At 70.1% G+C, this 19,723-nt stretch carries 19 protein-coding genes and 1 tRNA gene; 6 read left to right on the top strand and 14 right to left on the bottom strand.

The features are described 5' to 3' along the window. Window positions 1-4: 4 nt before the first annotated feature. Window positions 5-388 carry an RNA polymerase-binding protein RbpA gene (locus ACWGQ1_RS08760; RefSeq protein WP_136032364.1) on the top strand — a complete coding sequence of 128 codons (384 nt, stop codon included), beginning with the start codon at window positions 5-7 and terminating at the stop codon, window positions 386-388. On the opposite strand, the gene lnt is transcribed toward ACWGQ1_RS08760, so the two are convergent. From lnt to ACWGQ1_RS08715, 9 genes are all read right to left on the bottom strand, one after another. Continuing rightward, on the bottom strand, window positions 385-1,827 hold the full coding sequence (gene lnt, locus ACWGQ1_RS08755) for an apolipoprotein N-acyltransferase (protein WP_452312826.1): 1,443 nt from the start codon (window positions 1,825-1,827) through the stop codon (window positions 385-387). The genes ACWGQ1_RS08760 and lnt overlap by 4 nt on opposite strands. A gap of 98 nt (window positions 1,828-1,925) precedes the next feature. After that, window positions 1,926-4,400, bottom strand: coding sequence for a DEAD/DEAH box helicase (locus tag ACWGQ1_RS08750; RefSeq protein ID WP_452312796.1), 2,475 nt, complete (start codon window positions 4,398-4,400; stop codon window positions 1,926-1,928). Further along, window positions 4,397-5,155 carry a twin-arginine translocase subunit TatC gene (tatC, locus tag ACWGQ1_RS08745; protein ID WP_136032443.1) on the bottom strand — a complete coding sequence of 253 codons (759 nt, stop codon included), beginning with the start codon at window positions 5,153-5,155 and terminating at the stop codon, window positions 4,397-4,399. The genes ACWGQ1_RS08750 and tatC overlap by 4 nt, the downstream gene beginning before the upstream one ends. Before the next feature lie 57 nt (window positions 5,156-5,212). Next, window positions 5,213-5,449: a Sec-independent protein translocase subunit TatA gene (tatA, locus tag ACWGQ1_RS08740; RefSeq protein ID WP_136032358.1), complete on the bottom strand. Its 237-nt coding sequence runs from the start codon at window positions 5,447-5,449 to the stop codon at window positions 5,213-5,215. A 45-nt stretch (window positions 5,450-5,494) separates the two neighbouring features. Then, window positions 5,495-6,478 (bottom strand): helix-turn-helix transcriptional regulator, encoded by a 984-nt coding sequence (locus tag ACWGQ1_RS08735; protein ID WP_136032356.1) that lies wholly within the window; start codon window positions 6,476-6,478, stop codon window positions 5,495-5,497. After that, on the bottom strand, window positions 6,475-7,467 hold the full coding sequence (locus ACWGQ1_RS08730; protein WP_452312795.1) for a WYL domain-containing protein: 993 nt from the start codon (window positions 7,465-7,467) through the stop codon (window positions 6,475-6,477). Before ACWGQ1_RS08730 ends, ACWGQ1_RS08735 begins: the two co-directional genes overlap by 4 nt. Further along, complete coding sequence (locus tag ACWGQ1_RS08725; RefSeq protein WP_136037355.1) at window positions 7,467-8,399, bottom strand: FKBP-type peptidyl-prolyl cis-trans isomerase; 933 nt, start codon at window positions 8,397-8,399, stop codon at window positions 7,467-7,469. The genes ACWGQ1_RS08730 and ACWGQ1_RS08725 overlap by 1 nt, the downstream gene beginning before the upstream one ends. 10 nt (window positions 8,400-8,409) lie before the next feature. Continuing rightward, window positions 8,410-9,423, bottom strand: a complete 1,014-nt coding sequence (locus ACWGQ1_RS08720; protein WP_136032350.1) for a tRNA (adenine-N1)-methyltransferase — start codon at window positions 9,421-9,423, stop codon at window positions 8,410-8,412. Next, the gene (locus ACWGQ1_RS08715; RefSeq protein WP_206251255.1) at window positions 9,420-10,100 is read right to left on the bottom strand and encodes an HAD family hydrolase; all 681 of its coding nucleotides are present in this window, start codon (window positions 10,098-10,100) and stop codon (window positions 9,420-9,422) included. The genes ACWGQ1_RS08720 and ACWGQ1_RS08715 overlap by 4 nt, the downstream gene beginning before the upstream one ends. A gap of 89 nt (window positions 10,101-10,189) precedes the next feature. Between ACWGQ1_RS08715 and ACWGQ1_RS08710 the strand changes: the two genes are divergently transcribed. Then, a complete protein-coding gene (locus tag ACWGQ1_RS08710; protein ID WP_136032441.1) occupies window positions 10,190-11,038 on the top strand; it encodes a PAC2 family protein in 849 nt (282 codons plus the stop codon). A gap of 16 nt (window positions 11,039-11,054) precedes the next feature. Here the strand turns inward: ACWGQ1_RS08710 and ACWGQ1_RS08705 are convergent, their stop codons facing one another. Beyond that, window positions 11,055-11,879 carry an undecaprenyl-diphosphate phosphatase gene (locus ACWGQ1_RS08705; RefSeq protein WP_247638774.1) on the bottom strand — a complete coding sequence of 275 codons (825 nt, stop codon included), beginning with the start codon at window positions 11,877-11,879 and terminating at the stop codon, window positions 11,055-11,057. A 47-nt stretch (window positions 11,880-11,926) separates the two neighbouring features. Next, a complete protein-coding gene (locus ACWGQ1_RS08700) occupies window positions 11,927-13,222 on the bottom strand; it encodes a M20/M25/M40 family metallo-hydrolase (protein WP_247638773.1) in 1,296 nt (431 codons plus the stop codon). A gap of 113 nt (window positions 13,223-13,335) precedes the next feature. Between ACWGQ1_RS08700 and ACWGQ1_RS08695 the strand changes: the two genes are divergently transcribed. Further along, window positions 13,336-13,418, top strand: a tRNA-Leu gene (locus ACWGQ1_RS08695). Window positions 13,419-13,476: 58 nt separating this feature from the next. Here the strand turns inward: ACWGQ1_RS08695 and ACWGQ1_RS08690 are convergent. Continuing rightward, window positions 13,477-14,574, bottom strand: coding sequence for a VIT1/CCC1 transporter family protein (locus ACWGQ1_RS08690; RefSeq protein ID WP_136032342.1), 1,098 nt, complete (start codon window positions 14,572-14,574; stop codon window positions 13,477-13,479). A gap of 134 nt (window positions 14,575-14,708) precedes the next feature. Then, complete coding sequence (locus ACWGQ1_RS08685) at window positions 14,709-16,451, bottom strand: DEAD/DEAH box helicase (protein ID WP_136032340.1); 1,743 nt, start codon at window positions 16,449-16,451, stop codon at window positions 14,709-14,711. A 145-nt stretch (window positions 16,452-16,596) separates the two neighbouring features. Between ACWGQ1_RS08685 and ACWGQ1_RS08680 the strand changes: the two genes are divergently transcribed. Continuing rightward, entirely contained in the window at window positions 16,597-17,424 is an 828-nt protein-coding gene (locus tag ACWGQ1_RS08680) for an SGNH/GDSL hydrolase family protein (protein WP_136032337.1), read from the top strand. 4 nt (window positions 17,425-17,428) lie between these two features. Here the strand turns inward: ACWGQ1_RS08680 and ACWGQ1_RS08675 are convergent, their stop codons facing one another. Continuing rightward, the gene (locus tag ACWGQ1_RS08675; protein ID WP_452312794.1) at window positions 17,429-18,229 is read right to left on the bottom strand and encodes a TrmH family RNA methyltransferase; all 801 of its coding nucleotides are present in this window, start codon (window positions 18,227-18,229) and stop codon (window positions 17,429-17,431) included. A gap of 65 nt (window positions 18,230-18,294) precedes the next feature. Between ACWGQ1_RS08675 and ACWGQ1_RS08670 the strand changes: the two genes are divergently transcribed. Together ACWGQ1_RS08670 and ACWGQ1_RS08665 are read left to right on the top strand one after the other, a co-directional pair. Continuing rightward, window positions 18,295-19,134 carry a Sir2 family NAD-dependent protein deacetylase gene (locus tag ACWGQ1_RS08670; protein ID WP_136032333.1) on the top strand — a complete coding sequence of 280 codons (840 nt, stop codon included), beginning with the start codon at window positions 18,295-18,297 and terminating at the stop codon, window positions 19,132-19,134. Beyond that, window positions 19,131-19,718 (top strand): histidine phosphatase family protein, encoded by a 588-nt coding sequence (locus tag ACWGQ1_RS08665; RefSeq protein ID WP_136032331.1) that lies wholly within the window; start codon window positions 19,131-19,133, stop codon window positions 19,716-19,718. Before ACWGQ1_RS08670 ends, ACWGQ1_RS08665 begins: the two co-directional genes overlap by 4 nt. Window positions 19,719-19,723 lie beyond the last annotated feature (5 nt).

Genomic DNA, 19,723 nt, shown 5'->3' with positions numbered 1-19,723 from the left:
CACAATGGCAGATCGCAGCCTGCGCGGCATCCGACTCGGCGCCCAGAGCCTACAGAGCGAAGAGGGCGTCGTTTTCATGGAGCGCCGTGAGACCACCTACACCTGTGACACGTGCGGACACGACACCACCCTGATGTTCGCGGCCGACGCCGAACCCCCGCAGACCTGGGAGTGCCGCGCCTGCGGTGCTGAGGCCCGACTGCAGGTCGACGGTCAGTCCGTCACCATCGAGGCGAGCGACGAGAAGTCCGCCCGCACGCACTGGGACATGCTGATGGAGCGCCGCACCCGCGCCGAGCTCGAGGAGCTCCTCGAAGAGCGGCTCGCCTTCATCCGTGCCCGCCGCGGCGCGGGAGAAGATCCCACCAGGGAGAAGATCGGCGCCTAACGCCGACGGGCGCGCCACCACCCGACCACGAGCGCGCCCACCCCGCCCCACAGCAGCATCTGCTGCACCCAGGGGCCCAGGACGACACCCGCCGTGAGGCCGGAGCGCAGCTCGACATCCTCGAGCATCGCTCCGGCCTCATCCGCGTCCAGGCTGGTGATGGTCCGGCCATCGTGGCGGATCACCTGACTCGTGCCGACCGTGGAGATGTTCACCACACTCCGGCCCGTCTCGATCGCCCGCATGCGCGCGAACGCGAGCTGCTGGAGGTTCTCGTCGGTACCGCGGAAGTCCGCGTTGTTGGTCTGGAACACCAGCACCTGTGCGCCGTCGCCGATGCCCTCGAGGATCACGTCGTCGTAGATCACGTCGAAGCAGATCGCGAGACCCACCTTCACACCGTCGACCTCGACGATGGGAGCGTTCGTGCCCGGCGTGTACTCGCGCTGGATGAGCCCGATCAGATCAGGGACCAGCGCATTGAAGAACGCGCGGTCGGGAACGTACTCACCGAACGGCACGGGGTGGCGCTTGTCGTGCGACTGCGACGCCTCACCGCTCTGGGTCCACAGCATCGACGTGTTGTAGAAGCGGTCGCCTCGCGCGGTCGGCGCGTTGGCGAGCAACGGGGCATCCACCCGATTGGCTACCAGGGTCATCCGGCGGGCGAGAGCCGAGCTCTCGGCGGGATCGGCGTCGAGGGATCCCTCCGGCCACACGAGCAGATCGAGATCCTCGCCGTAGAGGGGCGCAGTCGCCTCGGTCTGGGCCTGGATCACGGAGAACGGTTCGCGCGAGTCGAAGTAGCCCGTCGGTCCGTTCCCCTGCACGGCTCCGATGCGCATCGTCCCCGTGGCTGCCGTCGGGAACAGCGGGGTGAACACCAGCACCACCACGACTGCTGCGGGAACGACCAGCCGCAGTGGACGCCGCCAGGACCCGGTCCGGATCAGCTCGATCACCATGGCCGTCAGCAGCACCATCAGGAAGCTCAGCCCGCTGACCCCCAGCCACGAGGTGACCGGAGCGAGCGGACTCTCGGCCTGACTCATGCCCAGGCGCGCCCACGGGAATCCGCCGTAGGGCCACCAGCCCAGGAAGAGCTCCCGCCCGACCCACAGTGCGGCGACCACCGTCGGCAGGATGAGCAGGCGGCCAGCCGTGCCGGGGAATGCCCGCGGAAGCCAGCGGTAGGCCAGGGCGATAGGGACGAGCGCGACCGCGGTCAGCGCACCCTCGACGACGCTGAGCGCCGCCCAGGGCAAAGGCCCGAGGTAGCGGGAGGTCCAGGACACCAGCAGACCGAAGAAGACGACGCCGTACACGAGGCCGACGAGCAGGGCGCCGCCCGCCCGTCGCCCGATCAACGCCAGCAGCAGGAGCCCGGTGGCCGGGAACGCGAGGATCCAGACCGCGGCCTCGGGGAACGCGAGATCCATGAGCACCGCCGCCCCGACAGCAGCGAGCACCGCGCCCCACAGCGGCAGGAGGGCACGCGGGCGGACGGGGACGGACGGATCGGTCACGGCGCTCACCCTCACATCGACGAGTAGGCGACGATGCCCCGCCGCACGCCGTCGAGGGCGAGCCGAGCGGTGCGCGCGAGAGCGGGGTCTTCGGCGACGATCGAGAGCTGGTCCAGCAGGTCGATCGTCTGCTTCGCCCAGCGGACGAAGTCTCCGGCGGCCATGTCGGCGTCGATCAGGACGCGGTCGAGCGCACCCCCACGCGCCCAGGTGTGCATCGCCCCCGCAAGGCCGGCGGCCAGGGGCTCGCTGCCGGGCAGCTGGTGATCCCGCTCGAGGTCGTCCAGCTCGGCCCAGAGGGCTGTCGTCCGGTCGTACGCGGCGCGGAACGGCCCCCAGGGCAGACCTCGCTCCCCCGTGTTCGACTCGTCCCGCCGCGGCTCGTACACGAGGCAGCAGGCCATGGCGGCGAGAGACGGAGCGTCCAGGCTCTTCCAGAGGTCCTGACGCAGCGACTCGGCGACCAGGAGGTCACGCTCCCCGTAGATCCGCCGCATGGTGCGGCCAGCCTCCGTCAGCAGGGTCTCGTCGTCGTCTCGGCGGAGGTAGTCGAGTGTCTCCAGCACCTCCACCACGCGATCGAACACCCGCGCGACGGTCCCGGTGCGGTTCTCGATCTGGCGGCGCGTGCGATCGGTCTGCCTCTTGAGCTTCCAGTAGCGTTCGGCCCACCGCGCGTGCGCCTCGCGATCCGGACAGCGGTGGCAGGGATGTCGCTGCATCTGCGTGCGCAACGACTGGATGCGCTTCATCCGCTTGTCCCGTGCGGCACGCGGCGCGTTCGCGTCCTGCCGGTTCTTCTTCTCCAGGTCGCTGAGCTCACGGCGGATCGCGGCGTACTCGGGGAAGTCGCCGTGCTCGCAGGCCATGGCGGAGCGATAACCGGCAAGAGACTCCTCCGCCTCACGCACCTGGCGCGCCAGGCCGACGACGGCGCGATCGGCCTGGAACTGCGCGAACGACGACTCCAGGATCTGCCGCGCCCTGCCCTTCCCGAACATGTCGATCAGGTTGACGGCCATGTTGTAGGTCGGCCGAAAGCTGGAGTTCAACGGATACGTGCGTCGGGAGGCGAGGGCGGCCACGGCCTGCGGATCCATGCCCTCGGTCCACTGCACGACCGCGTGGCCCTCCACGTCGATCCCCCGGCGACCCGCCCGCCCGGTGAGCTGCGTGTACTCGCCGGACGTGATCGCGACACGCGCCTCGCCGTTGAACTTCTCCATCTTCTCCAGCACGACGGTCCGGGCCGGCATGTTGATGCCGAGAGCGAGCGTCTCGGTCGCGAACACGACCTTCACGAGCTTGCGCTGGAACAGCTCCTCGACGACCTCCTTGAACGCCGGAAGCAGACCGGCGTGATGGGCGGCCACGCCGCGCTCGAGGTTGTCGAGCCACTCCCAGTAGCCGAGCACACCGAGATCCTCGTCCTGCAGGGTGCGCGTGCGCTCCTCGACGATGGCGCGGATCTCGGCCCGCTCCTCGTTCGAGGTGAGGCGGATGCCCGCGCGCCGGACCTGCTGCACGGCGGCATCGCAGCCGACACGGCTGAAGATGAAGAAGATGGCGGGCAGGAGACTCGACCGCTCCAGGAGCTCGACCACATCCGGGCGATCCATCCGCTCGATGCGACGCGCGTTGGCCGAGCGCACCGGGCGTCGTCCGCCGCGAGGCGGGCGCTGCGCCTGCCGTCCAGCGTGACGGTTGCTGCGATACGACTGCGCCTGCCGATTCGCCTCGTACGTCGAGCCCGTGAAGGAGCGGATCCGCATGAGCTCCTGGTTGACCTGGGCCGTCGCGAGACCCGCCCTGTCGTCGAACAGCGGAAGCAGGTCGTCGCGCACGAGCACGTGCTGCTCCAGGGGCACCGGCCGCACCTCGGACACGATCACCTCCGTGTCGCCCCGGACCGTGTCGAGCCAGTCGCCGAACTCCTCCGCATTCGACACCGTCGCGCTGAGGGAGACCAGACGCACGCGCGGGGGCAGGTGGATGATCACTTCCTCCCACACGGCTCCGCGGAACCGGTCGGCCAGGTAGTGCACCTCATCCATCACGACGTAGCGCAGGTCGCGGAGCGCGGCGGAGTCCGCGTAGATCATGTTCCGCAGCACCTCGGTCGTCATCACGACGATGCGGGCGTTGCCGTTGATGTTCGTGTCGCCGGTGAGCAACCCGACCTCGTCGGGGCCGTAGACGTCGACAAGCTCGCGGAACTTCTGGTTCGACAGGGCCTTCATCGGCGTCGTGTAGAACGCCTTGTCCGTCGGGCTCTGCATCGCGAGGTGGATCGCGAACTCACCGACGATCGTCTTGCCCGCTCCGGTCGGCGCCGCGACCAGCACGCTGCGCCCGTTCTCCAGGGCGTGACACCCGGCCACCTGGAACGGATCGAGCTGGAATCGCTGGCGCGCGGCGAAGGCGACGGTCTGCGGATGGCTCGCCGCGTCCTGCGCCTGCGCGTAACGGTCGGACGGAGAACTCATACGGCGTCAGGGACGATGCCGGCGGCCGCATCCCTCTTCCGTTTGCGCCGATCGAAGAGCAGAGAGAGTCCCGCGGCGGCGAAGAACAGCACGATGAGGATCCCGGCGAGCATCAGCATGCTCACGACGTCGGCGGCGGGAGTCGCGAGGGCGGCGAAGATCGTCGCGATGAGGACCGCGACTCGCCAACCCTTGAGGATGGCGCGACCCGACATGACGCCGGCCAGGTTCAGCGCGACCAGGAACACCGGGAGCACGAACGACACCCCGATCACGATCATCAGCTTGAAGACGAAGTCGTAGTACTCCTGCGCGTAGTAGAAGTTCGTCCCGCCCTCGGGGGTGAAGCTCCACATGAGTTCGATCACGTGCGGCATGATCATGACGCCGAGGTAGCAGCCGGCGAAGAAGAGCGGAACCGCGGCGAGCACGAAGCCGACCGTGTACTTGATCTCCTTGCGCGTGAGCCCCGGCATGATGAACGCCCAGACCTGCCACAGCCAGATGGGCGCGGACAGGAACAGCCCGATCGAGAAGGCGATGCGCATGCGCATGTCGAAGGCCGCGGTCACCGTGCCGAAGTTCAGCGCGCTGAAATCGTCGCCGCGTTTCTCGGTGATGATCCGGATGGGCTCCGTGATGAAGTGGATGACCGGGTCCGCGACGATGAACGCGATCACCATGCCGACCACCAGCGCGAGGGCAGCGTACATGAGACGCTTCCGCAGCTCGACGAGATGCGCGCCGAGCGACATCCGCCGATCCCGGTCGGCCTTCGCCTTCACGGTCGGTTCGATGGCTGCCACGGCCGGTCAGGCGCGAGGCGGAGTCTCAGGTTCGGCGCCCGTGTCCTTCACCGAGGTGGGCTCAGCGACGGCGGACTCGGCGCGCGTCGCATCTTCTTCCTTCATCGCCTTCATCTCACCCTTGAACACGCGGGCGGACTGCCCCATGCTCTTCGCGAGCGCCGGCAGCTTGGCAGCGCCGAAGAGAAGGAGGATGACGGCGAGCACGATCAGCAGGTGCCAGCCTTGCATTCCAGCGAACATATCGACATTCCCGTCGTCGGGGGGCTTTCGTCCCCAGTCTACAGATCAATCCTGCGTATCGGGCTGGTGGTACAGCGCGAGTCCCGCCTCCGCCCACTCACGCGTCGCCGACCGAGCGACTCCCGGCTCCCGGACTTCCATCGCTCCGCCGAACCTGGCCGCGAGGCGCTTGATGCCGCGCGGGTCCGCCAGATGCAGACGGGCCGTCACGACGCCGTTCGCGGGCTCCATCGCTTCCGCCGGCAGGAACCCGCTGAGCAGCGGGGCGAGCCGCTCCGGCACGCGCACCGTGACCTCGCCTTCGTCCTCCAGACCGGCGAACGCCTCGGGAACCTGGTCACCGCCGTGGGTACTGGGGATGTCGGTCAGCGTCGGCTCGCTCACCCGATCCAGGTGGAAGGTACGCATCGCCTCGCGCATGTGGCACCATCCCTGCAGGTACCACTGCCCGTTCGTGATCAGGATCTGGACGGGATCGACGGTGCGCGTGGTCGGAGTCGAGTCAGGCGCCTGGTAGGTGAACGAGACGGCGACGCCCTGCTGCAGCCCGCGCGACACCACGGAACGGACCTCGTCGACGGCGCTCGGCGCCACGACGACATCGGCGGGGGCATCGGCCGCACCGCGGGAGAGCTTCGAGATAAGACCGGCGACGAGACCCGAGTCGGAGACCGCCGGAACGGCCGCCACCATCTGCAGCCCGGCCAGGAGCGCGGCGGCCTCCCGGGCGGTGAACCGCGGAACCCGGCGCAGCGCGACGTCGTTCGTGATCTCGATGACGTCCTCCAGCTCGAGCAGGTCCCAGTTGATGTCGAACATCTCCTGAGGCTGCTGCCAGAATCCGGCCTCGCCCGGCAATCCGATCACGGTGAGCTTCTCGACCATCGCGCGCATCTCGCGCGGCGTGACGCCGAACTCCTCCGCGGCCTCCGCGAGAGATACCTGCCCGTGCTCGAGCAGGTAGGGAACGAGTGTCAGGTACAGGCGTACGCGATCAGCGGCAAGGAGCGGCTTCTGCTGCGGGCTCATGCGCGTGCCCCCGTGTCGGTGTGCGCATCCACGACAGCGGACAACCGGGCGACCACGGCGTCACGCAGCAGGGCAGGCTCGACCACCCGCACCTCGGGACCGTACGAGGCCAGCTCGTCGGCGAGGATGTGCAGATCCACGAATGGCACGCGGATGCCCTGCGCGGCGGCGGTCGCGCGTCGTCCGAGCCTCAGCGCGGCCTCGGTGCCCGGAGTCACCTCCAGAAGCGCGGAGTTCGCCGCAGCGACCTGCTCGAGTCCGCTCAGCGCGCGCTCCCCCGCTCCCTCGCGCAGGGCGGGGTCGAACGACGTCGCGCTCACCGCCACGTCGCCCACGATGCGGCTCAGCAGGAAGGTGCGGTCCTCCTCCACATCCACATCGACCCCGTAGACGTGCCAGCGCGCCTCATAGTCCACCAGTGCCAACGGCCGGACGCGGCGACGACGCGGCGCATCCTCCCCGGGCTTCAGATAGTCGAACGACACCACACGGCTGCGCTCGATCGCGTCCTGCAGCGGAGAGAAGGCCGCGTCCCGCGCGGTGATGCGCGGAGCGAAGCCGATGATGGGCTCATCGCCGTCGATACCGAGAGCGCGGATCTTGCGCACGCCCGACTGGGCGTCGCCCGAGACCGACTCCGCACTCCACACGCTTCCCGCCAGGCGCAGCACCGCGAGCTCCGCCGCGGTGAACTCGATGTCGCTCGGCAGGTCGTACTCCGCTTGGGGGATGCGGTACCGCGCCTCCCGGAGATCGTTCGGGTCGGCAGCATCGCCGATCGTCTCGATCGGCACGCCGAGCGACCGGAGCTCGTCCTTGTCGCGCTCGAACATCTTCTCCAGGGCATCGGAGCGCGTACCCGCGTCCGCCCGCTGCCGATACCCCGAGACGTTGTCGAGGATCTGCTGCTTCGTCAGCCCGATCTCCGTCGCCATCAGCGCCACGACGAGGTTCGTCAGGCGCTCTTCGGCAGGGATCCGGGCGGCCATCACGGAGCGGCTGAGGGGGCGATGCCGAGGATGTCCACCACGACGGCCATCGCGACGGAGTTCTCGGTCTTCGGGAGCACGACGAGCACCTGCGAGCCGACCGGGTGCCCCACGAGGGCCTCAGCCACGGGGGGTGCGATCTGCGCCATCTGATCGACGGCCTGCTGGCCCCAGGAGCTCTGGATGACCTTCTTGTCGTCCCAGCCCACGGCCGTGAAGTGAACGAGCGGAGAGTCGTCCTTCGTGACCTTCTCTCCGTCACCGAGGATGAGCGTCTGCACGACCTGCTTCTTCGGTGCGGCGCTGTCCGGGATGATCACGCCGGGAGTGCCGTCGGGAGCACGGACCACGGTCGGCATGCCCTGCGCGTCGTTGAACTGCAGCGAGCCCTCGGCGCGCGGGTGGAACGCATCAACGACGTCGACCACGAAGACGGCGACGTCGTCCTCCGCCATGCCGAAGCCCTTGAGATTCGCGGCACCGAAGTCGTCGGGCGTGAGCCCGGCCACGACGCGGCTTCCGGCGGTCGCGCACTCGAGGACGCCGGCAAGGCCGGGCGCCTGCGAGGCCCACGACTCGATGCTGGACGCGCGCGTGCTGTCGCTGTCGTAGGACGTGGCGAACACCTTCTCACCCGTCTCGCCGCTGTAGATCGAGAGCTGCACGATGATCGGCTGCGCGTCGTCGACGATGCGACGGCCGTCTCCGGTCACCGCGTCGGTGAACGACGTCTCGGTCAGGCGGAGGGGACTGAAAATGTCGACGTCGGGCGTGGAGCCGACCTCTCCGTCGACAGTCACGGCGTCGCCGATGCCGTTCGCGTGGCCCGTGCGATCGCACGAGGCGTCGGCGGAAGACGCGGTCACGCTGCACCCGGTCAGAGCGAGGGCGGCGAGACTGAGGGTGGCCAGAACGGCGGACGTTTTACGCACGCGCTCCAGTCTATTCCGTCGACTGCCCGGATTCGCGCGACGCGGCGGCCTGGCGCGCGCCTTCGGCGGCCTTTCCCGCCTCGCGAGCCCGCTTGCGGAGGTTCTTGTCCGTGATCTCGCGGTCGCCGACGGCCCCCGGCGTCCACAGCTCGACGTCGGCGTCGCTGTAGCTGCTCTTCGACGCGCGCCGCTTGACCGACGGCGCGACCGCGCCGGGCGCGAGCCGGCGGGCCGTGAGGAGGAAGCCGGTGTGCGCCACCATCCGGTGATCCGGTCGCACCGCGAGCCCCTCGACGTGCCAACCGCGCACCATCGTCTCCGACGCATCGGGATCGGTGAACAGACCGGTTCCGCGGATGTACTCCGCAACCCTCGAGAGCTGGGTCGCGGTCGCGATGTAGCAGAGCACCACGCCGCCCGGTGTGAGCGCGTCGGCCACCGCGTCGATGCACTCCCACGGGGCGAGCATGTCGAGGACGACCCGGTCGACGGAACCGGCCTCGACCTCGGCGGGCAGGGCCTCGACGAGATCGCCCACCACCACTCGCCAGGTGTCCGGGGTCTCGCCGAAGAACGTCTCCACATTGCTGCGGGCCACGTCGGCGAACTCCTCGCGCCGCTCGAACGAGATCAGGGTCCCGGCGGGTCCGATCGCGCGCAACAGCGACAGGGACAGCGCGCCGGAGCCGACGCCCGCCTCGACCACCGTCGCCCCGGGGAAGACGTCCGCCTGCATCACGATCTGCGCTGCATCCTTCGGGTAGACGATCGCCGCACCGCGCGGCATCGACATCGCGAAGTCGCGCAGCAGGGGGCGCAGGGCCAGATACTCGTGCCCGGAGCTGTTCGCCACGACGGAGCCGTCAGGAAGCCCGATCAGGTCGCGGTGCCGCAGCACGCCGTGGTGCGTATGCAGCTCGCCGTCCTCGCGCAGCGTGACCGTGTGCAGGCGCCCCTTCGGGCCGGTGAGCTGAACGCGGTCGCCCTCGCGGAACGGACCGCTCGGTCGCTGGGTCGCCGTCATCGGGTCGCCTCCGTGGTCGTGTGCGCGCCGAACAGCTCGGCGATGTCCGCGGCACCGCGGAGGTGCAGTGTGGGCCAGAGTTGGTGGGCGCCGAGGCCGTCGAGCGGCACGATGTGCGGCACCCCCAGCGTGAGCGCCCCCGACGCGAGACCCGCTCGCAGCCCCGTCGGGGAGTCCTCGATCACCACGACCTCCGCGATGTCGACATCCAGCAGCGCAGCGGCCTGCAGATACGGCTCAGGGTGGGGCTTGGGATTATCCACGTCGTCGCCGGCGACGACGACGTCGAAGGCCTCGAAGTCGATCAGGTCCACCACGTCCAGGGCCATCCGGCGCAGCGACATCGTGACCAGGCCCGTGCGGATGTCGGCGGCGCGCAGGTCGCGCAGCAGCTCGCGAGCCCCGGGGCGGAACGGCACCCCCTGCGTGCGCAACGCCTGCTGCACGGCGTCGGTGAGGTGCGAGACGATCGCCTCCGGCTCCATGTCGACGCCCGCGTCCTGCAGGATGATCGCACTGTCGAGGAGCCCGCTACCGACGAGCCGCAGGGCGTCTTCGTGCGTCCAGGTCCCTCCGAACGACTCGACCAGCGCGGTCTCGGCCGCCATCCAGTAGGGCTCGGTGTCGACGAGTGTTCCATCCATGTCCCAGAGGACCGCGCGGGGCTTGCTGCTCACTGAACCCATGCTAGCCGGGCGCGGCCCACATCCCGCCGTCGCGGGCTAGCCTGGGGTGACCGGAACCGCGAACCCGATGGGAGCACATGGTGGATGTCCTCGGTCCCCGCATCGTCATCGCCGCGTTCGACGGCTGGAACGATGCGGGCGAAGCGGCCAGCGGCGCGATCGCGGCGCTGCAGTCGTCCGGCGACTACGACCTCGTGCATTCCGTCGACCCCGAGCTGTACTTCGACTACCAGTACACGCGTCCCGCCACTCGCATGGATGCGGAGGGGCGACGTCAGCTCACCTGGCCGGAGGCCGGGCTCTGGCGTCCGCGGAACCCCGGGCCCGGCCCGGAGTTCTGGCTGCTCACCGGCGCCGAGCCCGCCCGCACCTGGCAGGCGTTCGCCTCGGAGTTCATCGACGTCGCGCTGCGCGACGACGTCACCGGTTTCGTGACCCTCGGCGCGATGCTGTCGGACGTGCCGCACACCCGACCCATCTCGATCTTCGCCTCGAGCCAGAACGACCAGGTGCGTGAGGCGCACGGCCTCGAGCGATCGGTGTACGAAGGTCCCGTCGGCATCCTCACGGTGTTCGAGCACTTCGCGGAGAACGCCGGGATCCCCTCGGTCAGCCTCTGGGCCAGCGTGCCCCACTACGTCGCCTCCGCCGCCCCCTCGCCGAAGGTGACGCTCGCCCTCCTCGACCGACTCGAGGAGCTCACCGGTGTCGACGTCGACCGCCGGCACCTGCGCACCGAGGCAGCCGCATGGGAGGCGTCGATCGACGCTGCGGCATCCGAGGACGAGGAGATGGCCGAGTACATCCGTCAGCTGGAACGCACGCGCGACACCTGGGACTCGCCCGATGCCTCCGGCGACGCGATCGCCCAGGCGTTCGAACGCTACCTGCGCCGCCGCGACGACGGTCCGGGCGACCGCAAGCGCTGACGGGGACGCGCCGCGCTCAGGCGGGGATGACGCCCATGCCCAGCAGCACGAGCAGAACGGTGCCGAGCAGGATGCGGTAGATCACGAACGGCAGGAAGCTGCGCTTCGAGATCCAGCTCATGAAGAACGCGATCACTCCGAGCGCCACCACGAAGGCGACACCGGTTGCCGCGAGCGTGTCGCCGAAGGAGAAGAACGACGGCTCGCCCCAGCTCTTGAACACCTGGTAGAAGCCGCTGCCGAAGACGGCGGGGATCGCGAGCAGGAAGGCATAGCGCGCAGCAGCCGCCCGCTCGTAGCCCAGGAACAGCCCCATCGTGATCGTGCCGCCCGACCGCGAGACGCCGGGGATCAGCGCGAGAGCCTGCGCGAAACCGAACGCGATGCCGTGCGGATACGTCAGATCTCCGAGCTTGCGCCGCTTGGCGCCCACGTAGTCGGCGATTCCGAGCAGGATGCCGAACAGGATGAGCATGATCGCCACGAGCCACAGCGAACGGAACACCGTCTCGATCTGGTCCTGGAACAGCAGACCGAGCACGACGATCGGAACGCTGCCGATGATGATCAGCCACCCCATGCGCGCATCCGGGTCGTTGCGCGGCACCGCGCCGCTGAGCGAGCGGAACCACTGGGACACGATGCGGACGATGTCGCGCCAGAAGAACACGACGACGGCGGCCTCGGTGCCGATCTGCGTGATGGCGGTGAACGCCGCACCCGGGTCCTCCCCCGACGGCAGGAAGGTCCCGAGGATGCGCAGATGCGCACTCGATGAGATCGGGAGGAACTCGGTCAGTCCCTGGACGATCCCCAGGATGAGCGCTTCGAACAGATGCATGGCAGGGCCTTCAGATCTCGGGAGGGCACGGAGGGCGCGAGCGTCACTCAGTACGTGCGCAGCAGATCGGTCAGCACCCGCTGACCGAAGACAAGAGAGTCTACGGGCACCCGCTCGTCGACTCCATGGAACATGCCCGTGAAATCCAGGTCGGCGGGCAGTCGCAGCGGTGCGAAGCCGTACCCGGTGATGCCGAGAGCCGCCAGCGCTTTGTTGTCGGTCCCGGCGCCGAGCAGGTACGGGATGACCGGAACGCCCGGATCGTGGCGTCCGAGAGCCGCGACCATCGCGTCGACCAGGTCGCCGGAGAACGCCGTCTCCATGCCAATGTCGCGCACCACCGTCTCGATGCGGATGTCGTCGCCCACGATCTGCTGGAGCTCGGCGAGCACGTCGTCCTCCGTGCCGGGGATCACGCGCACGTCGATCAGCGCCTCCGCACGCTCGGGGATCACGTTGTGCTTGTATCCCGCGGTGAGCACGGTCGGATTGGTGGTGGTGCGGAACGTGGAGCGCAGGAACGCCTCCGCCGGGCCCGCGGCCGCCGCCAGCGCGTCCGGGTCGTCGACGCTGCGCCCGCTGAGCGCGCTGAGGCCCTCCAGGAGCGCCGTCGTGGTGGGCGTCAGTCGGATGGGCCAGCGCGTGCGGCCGATCGCGGCGACGGCCTCGGCGAGCCTGGTCACCGCATTCTCCTCATGCAGACGACTGCCGTGGCCCGCGCGACCGGTGGCGACCAGCCGGATCCAGATCAGCGCCTTCTCGCCCACCTGCAGGAGATAGGCCCGGCGATCGTCGACCGAGATGGAGTATCCGCCCACCTCGCTGATCGCGTCGGTCGCCCCGGCGAACCACTCCGGGCGATCCTTGACCACGAGCGCCGACCCCTCGACACCACCGTTCTCCTCGTCGGCGAAGAACGCGAGTACGAGATCGCGCTCCGGCTGCTCCCCCGCGCGGAGGATGTCGGCGACCGACGTGAGGATCATCGCGTCCATGTTCTTCATGTCGACCGCGCCTCGGCCCCACAGCATGCCGTCGCGCACGATCCCGGCGAACGGATCGACGCTCCAGTCCTCGGCGACCGCCGGTACGACGTCGAGGTGACCGTGGACCACGAGGGCCGGCTTGCTCGCATCGCGTCCCCGCACCCTCGCCATGACGTTCGTGCGTCGCGGCACCGGCTCGTAGTACTCGACCGGCAGCCCGAGCGCCTCCAGATAGGCGCCGACGTACTCCGCGGCCTCCCGCTCCCCCTTCGCGTTTCCGCCTCCGTAGTTGGATGTGTCGAAGCGGATGAGGTCGCTCGCGACGCGCGCGACCTCGGGCAGCGAGGGATCGGTCATGCGTCCCAGGCTATCGAAACAGCGTGCCACGCCCGGGCGTCGCGCCCAGTTCGATCGCCCCTTCAGAACGTGCTAATGTCATTCTTCGGTCGGCAACGACACATCCCACACCTGCGCGGGTGGCGGAATGGTAGACGCGCTAGCTTGAGGTGCTAGTGCCCGATAGGGCGTGGGGGTTCAAGTCCCCCTCCGCGCACAGACACGAAGGCCCCGGATCCCCACGGATCCGGGGCCTTCGTCGTACCGCCTCGCCGTCAGACGGCACCTACGCCGAACAGCAGGCCCAGCGCATAGGTGATCGCCGCGGCTCCGAAGCCGATCGCGAGCTGACGCAGGGCGCGGCGCAGGGGCGGCCCGCCCGACAGCACCCCGACCATGGCTCCCGTGCTCAGCAGCGCGATGCCGACCAGGACGAGGGCGACGATGATCGCCGTGGGCCCCTCGAGCCCGAAGATCCACGGGAGGACGGGCACGATCGCTCCGGACGCGAACAGCAGGAAGCTCGAGATGGCCGCCGTCCAGTCGCTGCCGACGATCTCGTGGTCGTCGGCCCCCTGGACCGCGACCGGACCCGTGGCCGCCCGACGCACGCCCTCCTGGGCGGCCGACACGATCCGACGAGCCCGGGCGAGCGACTCCGTCTGATCCATCCCGCGGGCGCGGTACACGAGGGCCAGTTCGTTCTCGTCGATGTCGAGGTCGGCGGCGGCGGCCGCGGCGTCCTCATTGGCCTCCGTCGCCGCGAGCAGCTCGCGCTGCGACCGCACCGACACGAACTCGCCCGCACCCATCGACAGCGCCCCGGCCAGCAGGCCGGCGATCCCGCTGAACAGGACGAAGCCCGAGCTCACCCCGGTCGCCCCGATGCCGAGCACGAGGGCGAGATTGCTCACGAGACCGTCGTTGGCGCCGAACACCGCCGCACGGAAGGAGCCGGAGAGCCGTCGCCGTCCGCGCGCCGCCAGGCCGCGCACGACCTCGTGGTGGACCTTCTCGTCAGCGCGCATCGCAGGGGTCGCCCAGCGCTCGGCATCGTACGGCGACCGAGCCTCGGCACTCTGCGCCAGCGCGAGGACGAAGATCGACCCGAACCGTCCCGCCATCCAGCCGAGAAGACGCGAGCGCAGGCCCGCCCTCGGAAGCCGCCGCGGTTCACCGCCGAGCAGATCGAGCCAGTGCTTCTCGTGCCGGCGTTCGGCCTCGGCCAGTCCCAGCAGGATCGCGCGCTCCTCCCCCGTCCGACGGGCGGCGAGGCGGCTGTACACGGCTCCCTCGGCGCGCTCCTCCACGAGGTAGCGGGCCCATCGGCGGCGGTCAGAGGCCGTCGAATCCGCGGCGGCAGGGGCAGTCATGGGTCCTCCAGGAATCAGCGTGCCCGATGCGCGGGCAACCGTTCCACGCTATCCGCGAGCGGAGCGCGCAACCGCGTCCTGGCACCGATTGCCAGCATTTCGGGGATCCGAAGCAGACGCGGTGGTGATCCCGGTCAGGAGCGGACGCGCTTGCGGAGGACCTCGATGCGCGACTGCAGCTGAGTGACCGTGGCCTGCGCGACCGCCGGCCCCCCGCAGATGCGCCGGAGCTCGGCGTGCACGGCGCCGTGCGGTTGTCCCGACTGGCGCGCGTACAACCCGACCAGGCTGTTCAGCAGCTGCCTCTGCTCGCGGAGGGTGCGGTGGAGCGGCGCGGGAAGCGTCGTGGTGGCCGTCGCCGGCTCCGCGGCCTCGCGCACCTCCCGGTGCCGGGACTGTCGCGCCTGGCGCTGCATCAGGAGCTCGTGCACGTGCTCGGGCTCGAGCAGACCGGGGAAGCCGATGAACTCCTCCTCCTCCGGCGTGTTCGGCTCCGCGAGCTGACCGAACTCCTTGCCCTCGAACACGACGCGATCGAAGTGCGCGACGGACGAGATGGCCTGGTAGCTGAACTCCTGGGTGAGTGCGTCGGAGGTCTCCTCCTCGCGGTTCGCACTCTCCAGGAGCGAGTCGTCGAGACCGTCCTCGTCTTTCGAGCCGCGGTCGAGCGCGTGATCGCGCTGCTTCTCCATCTCGTTCGCGAGCTTCATCAGCACGGGCACGTGGGGCAGGAACACGCTGGCCGCCTCGCCCCGGCGTCGGGCCCGCACGAACCGGCCGATCGCCTGCGCGAAGAACAGCGGGGTCGACGACGAGGTGGCGTACACGCCCACCGCGAGCCGCGGCACGTCCACCCCCTCGGACACCATGCGCACGGCGACCATCCAGCGCTGAGTGCCGGCGGAGAACTTCTCGATGCGCTCCGACGCCGTGGCATCGTCGGACAGCACGATCGTGGGCTGCTCGCGGGTGATGCTGTGGAGGATCTTCGCGTACGCCCTGGCCACGGTCTGATCGGTCGCCAGCACCAGCCCGCCCGCGTCCGGCACATGATGGCGGATCTCGGTGAGGCGACGGTCGGCGGCGGAGAGCACGGCCGGCATCCAGTCGCCCTCGGGGTCGAGGGCCGTGCGCCATGCCTGCGACGTGACGTCTTTCGTGTTGTCCTGACCGAGATGGGTCTCCAGCTCGTCGCCCGCGCTCGTGCGCCAGCGCATCTTGCCCGCGTACATGTGGAACAGGACAGGACGGACGACACCGTCGGCGAGAGCACGCCCGTAGCCGTACGCGTAGTCGGTGCTGGACACGCGGGCGCCCGTCTCGTCGGGCAGGTACTCCACGAACGGGATCGGCGCGGTGTCGCTGCGGAACGGGGTGCCCGAGAGGAGCAGCCGCCGCTTGGCAGGGCCGTACGCGTCGCGGATCGCATCGCCCCAGCTCAGCGCGTCGCCGCCGTGGTGCACCTCGTCGAGGATGACCAGGGTCTTCGCGTCTTCCGTGAGGTGGCGATGGATCGACGACTTCGCAGCGACCTGCGCGTACGTGACGACGACGCCGTGATAGTGCCGGGCGGGGGCCCAGTGGCTGTTGCGGAACCGCGGGTCGAGCCGGATGTGCACCCGAGCCGCCGCATCGGCCCACTGCGTCTTCAGGTGCTCCGTCGGGGCCACCACGATCACCCGGTCGACCTCGCCCATCCGCATGAGCTCCACCGCGAGTGTCAGCGCGAACGTGGTCTTGCCGGCGCCCGGGGTCGCAGCGACGAGGAAGTCGCGCTGGTCGGCCTGGAAGTAGGCGTCGAGGGCCTCCTGCTGCCACGCGCGCAGCTTGCTCGCCGTTCCCCACGGGGCGCGCTGAGGGAAGGAGGGAGAGAGCATCGACTCCACGATAATCGCTGCCGGGGACACCACGGCATCCGCCGCGATCGCCGCGCGCGTCCGCCCCCGCGGAACCCCGACGGGTAGGCTCGGTCACTGCGCAGCGGCCGACCGCCGCCCGCAAGCCCCCGCGAAGGAGAGCCGGATGAGCGACCAGGAATCGACCAGGAGCCCCTACGTCCCGAACGAGACTCCGCATCCGTGGCGACGGTTCGTCGCCATCGGCGACTCCTTCACCGAGGGCATCGGCGACCCCGACCCCGTGAACCCCGGCGCCCACCGCGGCTGGGCCGATCGCGTCGCCGAGGTCCTCGCACAGCAGGTCGACGACTTCGCGTACGCCAACCTCGCCGTGCGCGGCAAGCTCATCGCGCAGATCGTCGCCGACCAGGTCGAGCCCGCCGTGGCGCTGCGGCCCGACCTCATCTCGATCTGCGCGGGCGGCAACGACGTCATCCGCCCCGGCACCGACCCGGACGCGATCGCCGCCCAGCTCGAGGACGCCGTGTCGCGCCTGTCGTCCACGGGCGCCGCCGTCATCCTGTTCACCGGGATCGACACCGGGTTCACCCCGGTGTTCCGACCCTTCCGCGGCAAGGTCGCGATCTACAACGAGAACGTGCGCGCGATCGCGGAGCGGCACGACTGCATCGTCGCCGACCAGTGGGCGCTCAAGGTCGTGCAGGACGCGCGATTCTTCGACGACGACCGGCTGCACTACAACGCGCTCGGGCATCACGAGGTGGCCCGCATGGTGCTGCGCGCCCTCAACGTCCCGAACGATCTGGAGGCCATGCAGCCCGAGCCGCTCCCCCTCCGTACGTGGCGGGCGGCCAGGGCCGAAGACCTGGGCTGGGCGCGGGAGCACCTCGTGCCGTGGGTGCTGCGGCGGCTGCGGCATCAGTCCTCGGGCGACAACATCGCCGCCAAGCGACCGGAGCCCGGACCGGTGATCCTCCCCGGCCGCGACTGATCGGTCAGTTCTGCAGCGCCCACAGCGCGACGGCAGCGGCGGAAGCGACGTTGAGCGAGTCGACGCCGCCCGACATGGGGATCGTCACCACGGTGTCCGCCGCAGCCAGGGCCTCCCGCGACAGACCGTCCCCCTCCGAGCCCATCAGCAGGGCGACCCGCTCCGGGCGCTCCGCAGCGTAGACATCCAGCGGTACCGCGCCGTCGTCGAGGGCGAGAGCGGCGACGTCGAACCCCTGCGCGGTGAGGTCGCGCATCCCCTCACCCAGGTCGGCCATGCGGGTCCACGGCACCTGGAACACCGTTCCCATGCTCACCCGCACGCTCCGGCGGTACAGCGGATCGGCACAGCGCGCCGAGACCAGCACCGCGTCGGCCCCCAGCCCGGCGGCCGCACGGAACGCGGCGCCCACGTTCGCGTGGTCACCGAGCCCCTCCAGCACCAGAACGAGCCGGGCCCCGCGGATCACGTCGGCGACCGGGGCGAGGGCGGGGCGCTGCATCGACGCGAGGGCTCCGCGGTGCACGGCGTAGCCCGTGACGCGTTCGGCCAGTTCGTCGGAAACGACCAGCACCGGGACCGGCAGCTCTCCGAGCACACGCGCCATCTCCTCGACCCGACGTTCGGCGACGAGCACGGAGCGCGGGCGGTGACCGGCCGCCACCGCGCGCTCGATCACCGTCGTCGTCTCCGCGATGTAGAGCCCCTCGGCCGGCTCGGTGACGGCCCGCAGCGCCGTGTCCGTCAACCCGCGGTAGTCGTCGAGCCGCGGGTCGTCGAGGTCGGTCACGGACGTCAGGTGCATCCCTCCACTCTGCCAGCGCGAGACCGGCCCCGTCGCCGCGCCGTAGACTCGCACGGGGAGGTCCTGTGAGCGCGTCGAACACCGCCGAGTCATCGGCCACCCTCGGCAGGGTCGCCGACCTGCTCCGCGGCCGGCGCATCGCCTTCCTCACCGGAGCCGGGATCTCGACCGACTCGGGCATCCCCGCCTATCGCGGCGAAGGCGCGCGCACGCGCAGCGACCCCATGACGATCCAGACGTACCTCGGTGACGAGGCCGCCCGACGACGGTACTGGGTGGGCGGGCACCTCGGCTGGCGCGCGTTCGCACAGGCCGCCCCCAACCCGGGACACCTGGCCGTCGCCGCGATGGAAACCGCCGGGACCGTGTCCGGTGTCATCACCCAGAACGTCGATGGCCTGCACCTGCGGGCCGGCAGCTCGCACGTGATCGAGGTCCACGGCACCATGCGCCGCGTCCTGTGCCTGCACTGCGGACAGGTGTTCGACCGACGCGACATCGCCGTGCAGATCGAGGAGCTCAACCCCTGGATCACCGTGCCCGAGAACGTGGCCCTCGCACCGGACGGCGATGTGCTGCCCGAGAGCACGGACGGCTTCGTGATCCCCGCGTGCACGGTGTGCGGCGGGATGCTCAAGCCCGACGTGGTGTTCTTCGGCGAGTACGTGCCCCAGGACCGATTCCGCGCGGCCGAATCCCTGCTGCGCTCCAGCACGGCCCTGATCGTCGCTGGCTCCTCCCTGGTCGTCAACTCCGGCGTGCGGCTCGTCGACCGCGCCCGACGCCGGGGGATCCCGCTCATCATCGTCAACCGCGAACCGACACGCGCCGACGCCTGGGCGGACGCCACGCTCGCCGCAGGCACCAGCGACGTCCTTCCCGCCCTCCAGGAGCTGCTGCAGTGACCCACCTCACCCTCATCCGCCACGGACAGACCGACTGGAACCTCGCGAGGCGCATCCAGGGCTCCACCGACATCCCCCTCAACGACACCGGGCGCGAGGACGCACGCTGGGCCGCCGAGAAGCTCGCCGGGACCGCGCACCACGCCGTGTACACGAGCCCGCTCTCCCGCGCCAGGGAGACCGCGGAGATCATCGCGCAGCGTCTCGGGCTCGACATCGCCGGTGTCGTCCCCGACCTGCGCGAGCGGGAGTTCGGCGAGGGCGAGGGACTCCTGGTCCCCGACTACATCTCGACGTACGGCGACTGGCACGCGGAAGTTCCCGGCGCCGAGTCGCTGCCCGACGTCGGGGTGAGGGCGATCGCGGCCCTGCACCGCATCGCCAGGGAGGCGCGACGGCGTTCGGCCCCGCAGGCGGAGTCGGTGCTCGTGGTCACGCACGGCGGGGTGATCCGCGCCGTGATCGATCACGTCTCCGGCGGCACGCTCCCCCGCGAGGGCACCGTGCTGGGCAACGGCTCTGCGCACCGCTTCGTCGCGGCGCCGGGGTACCTGCGCCTGCTCGACGAGTCGCCCGTGCTCTGACGCCC

It is taken from the genome of Microbacterium sp. NPDC055599 (assembly GCF_053618975.1).
Note: the sequence above shows the minus strand (reverse complement) of the source record. Positions and strands in the feature narration are given on the sequence as shown.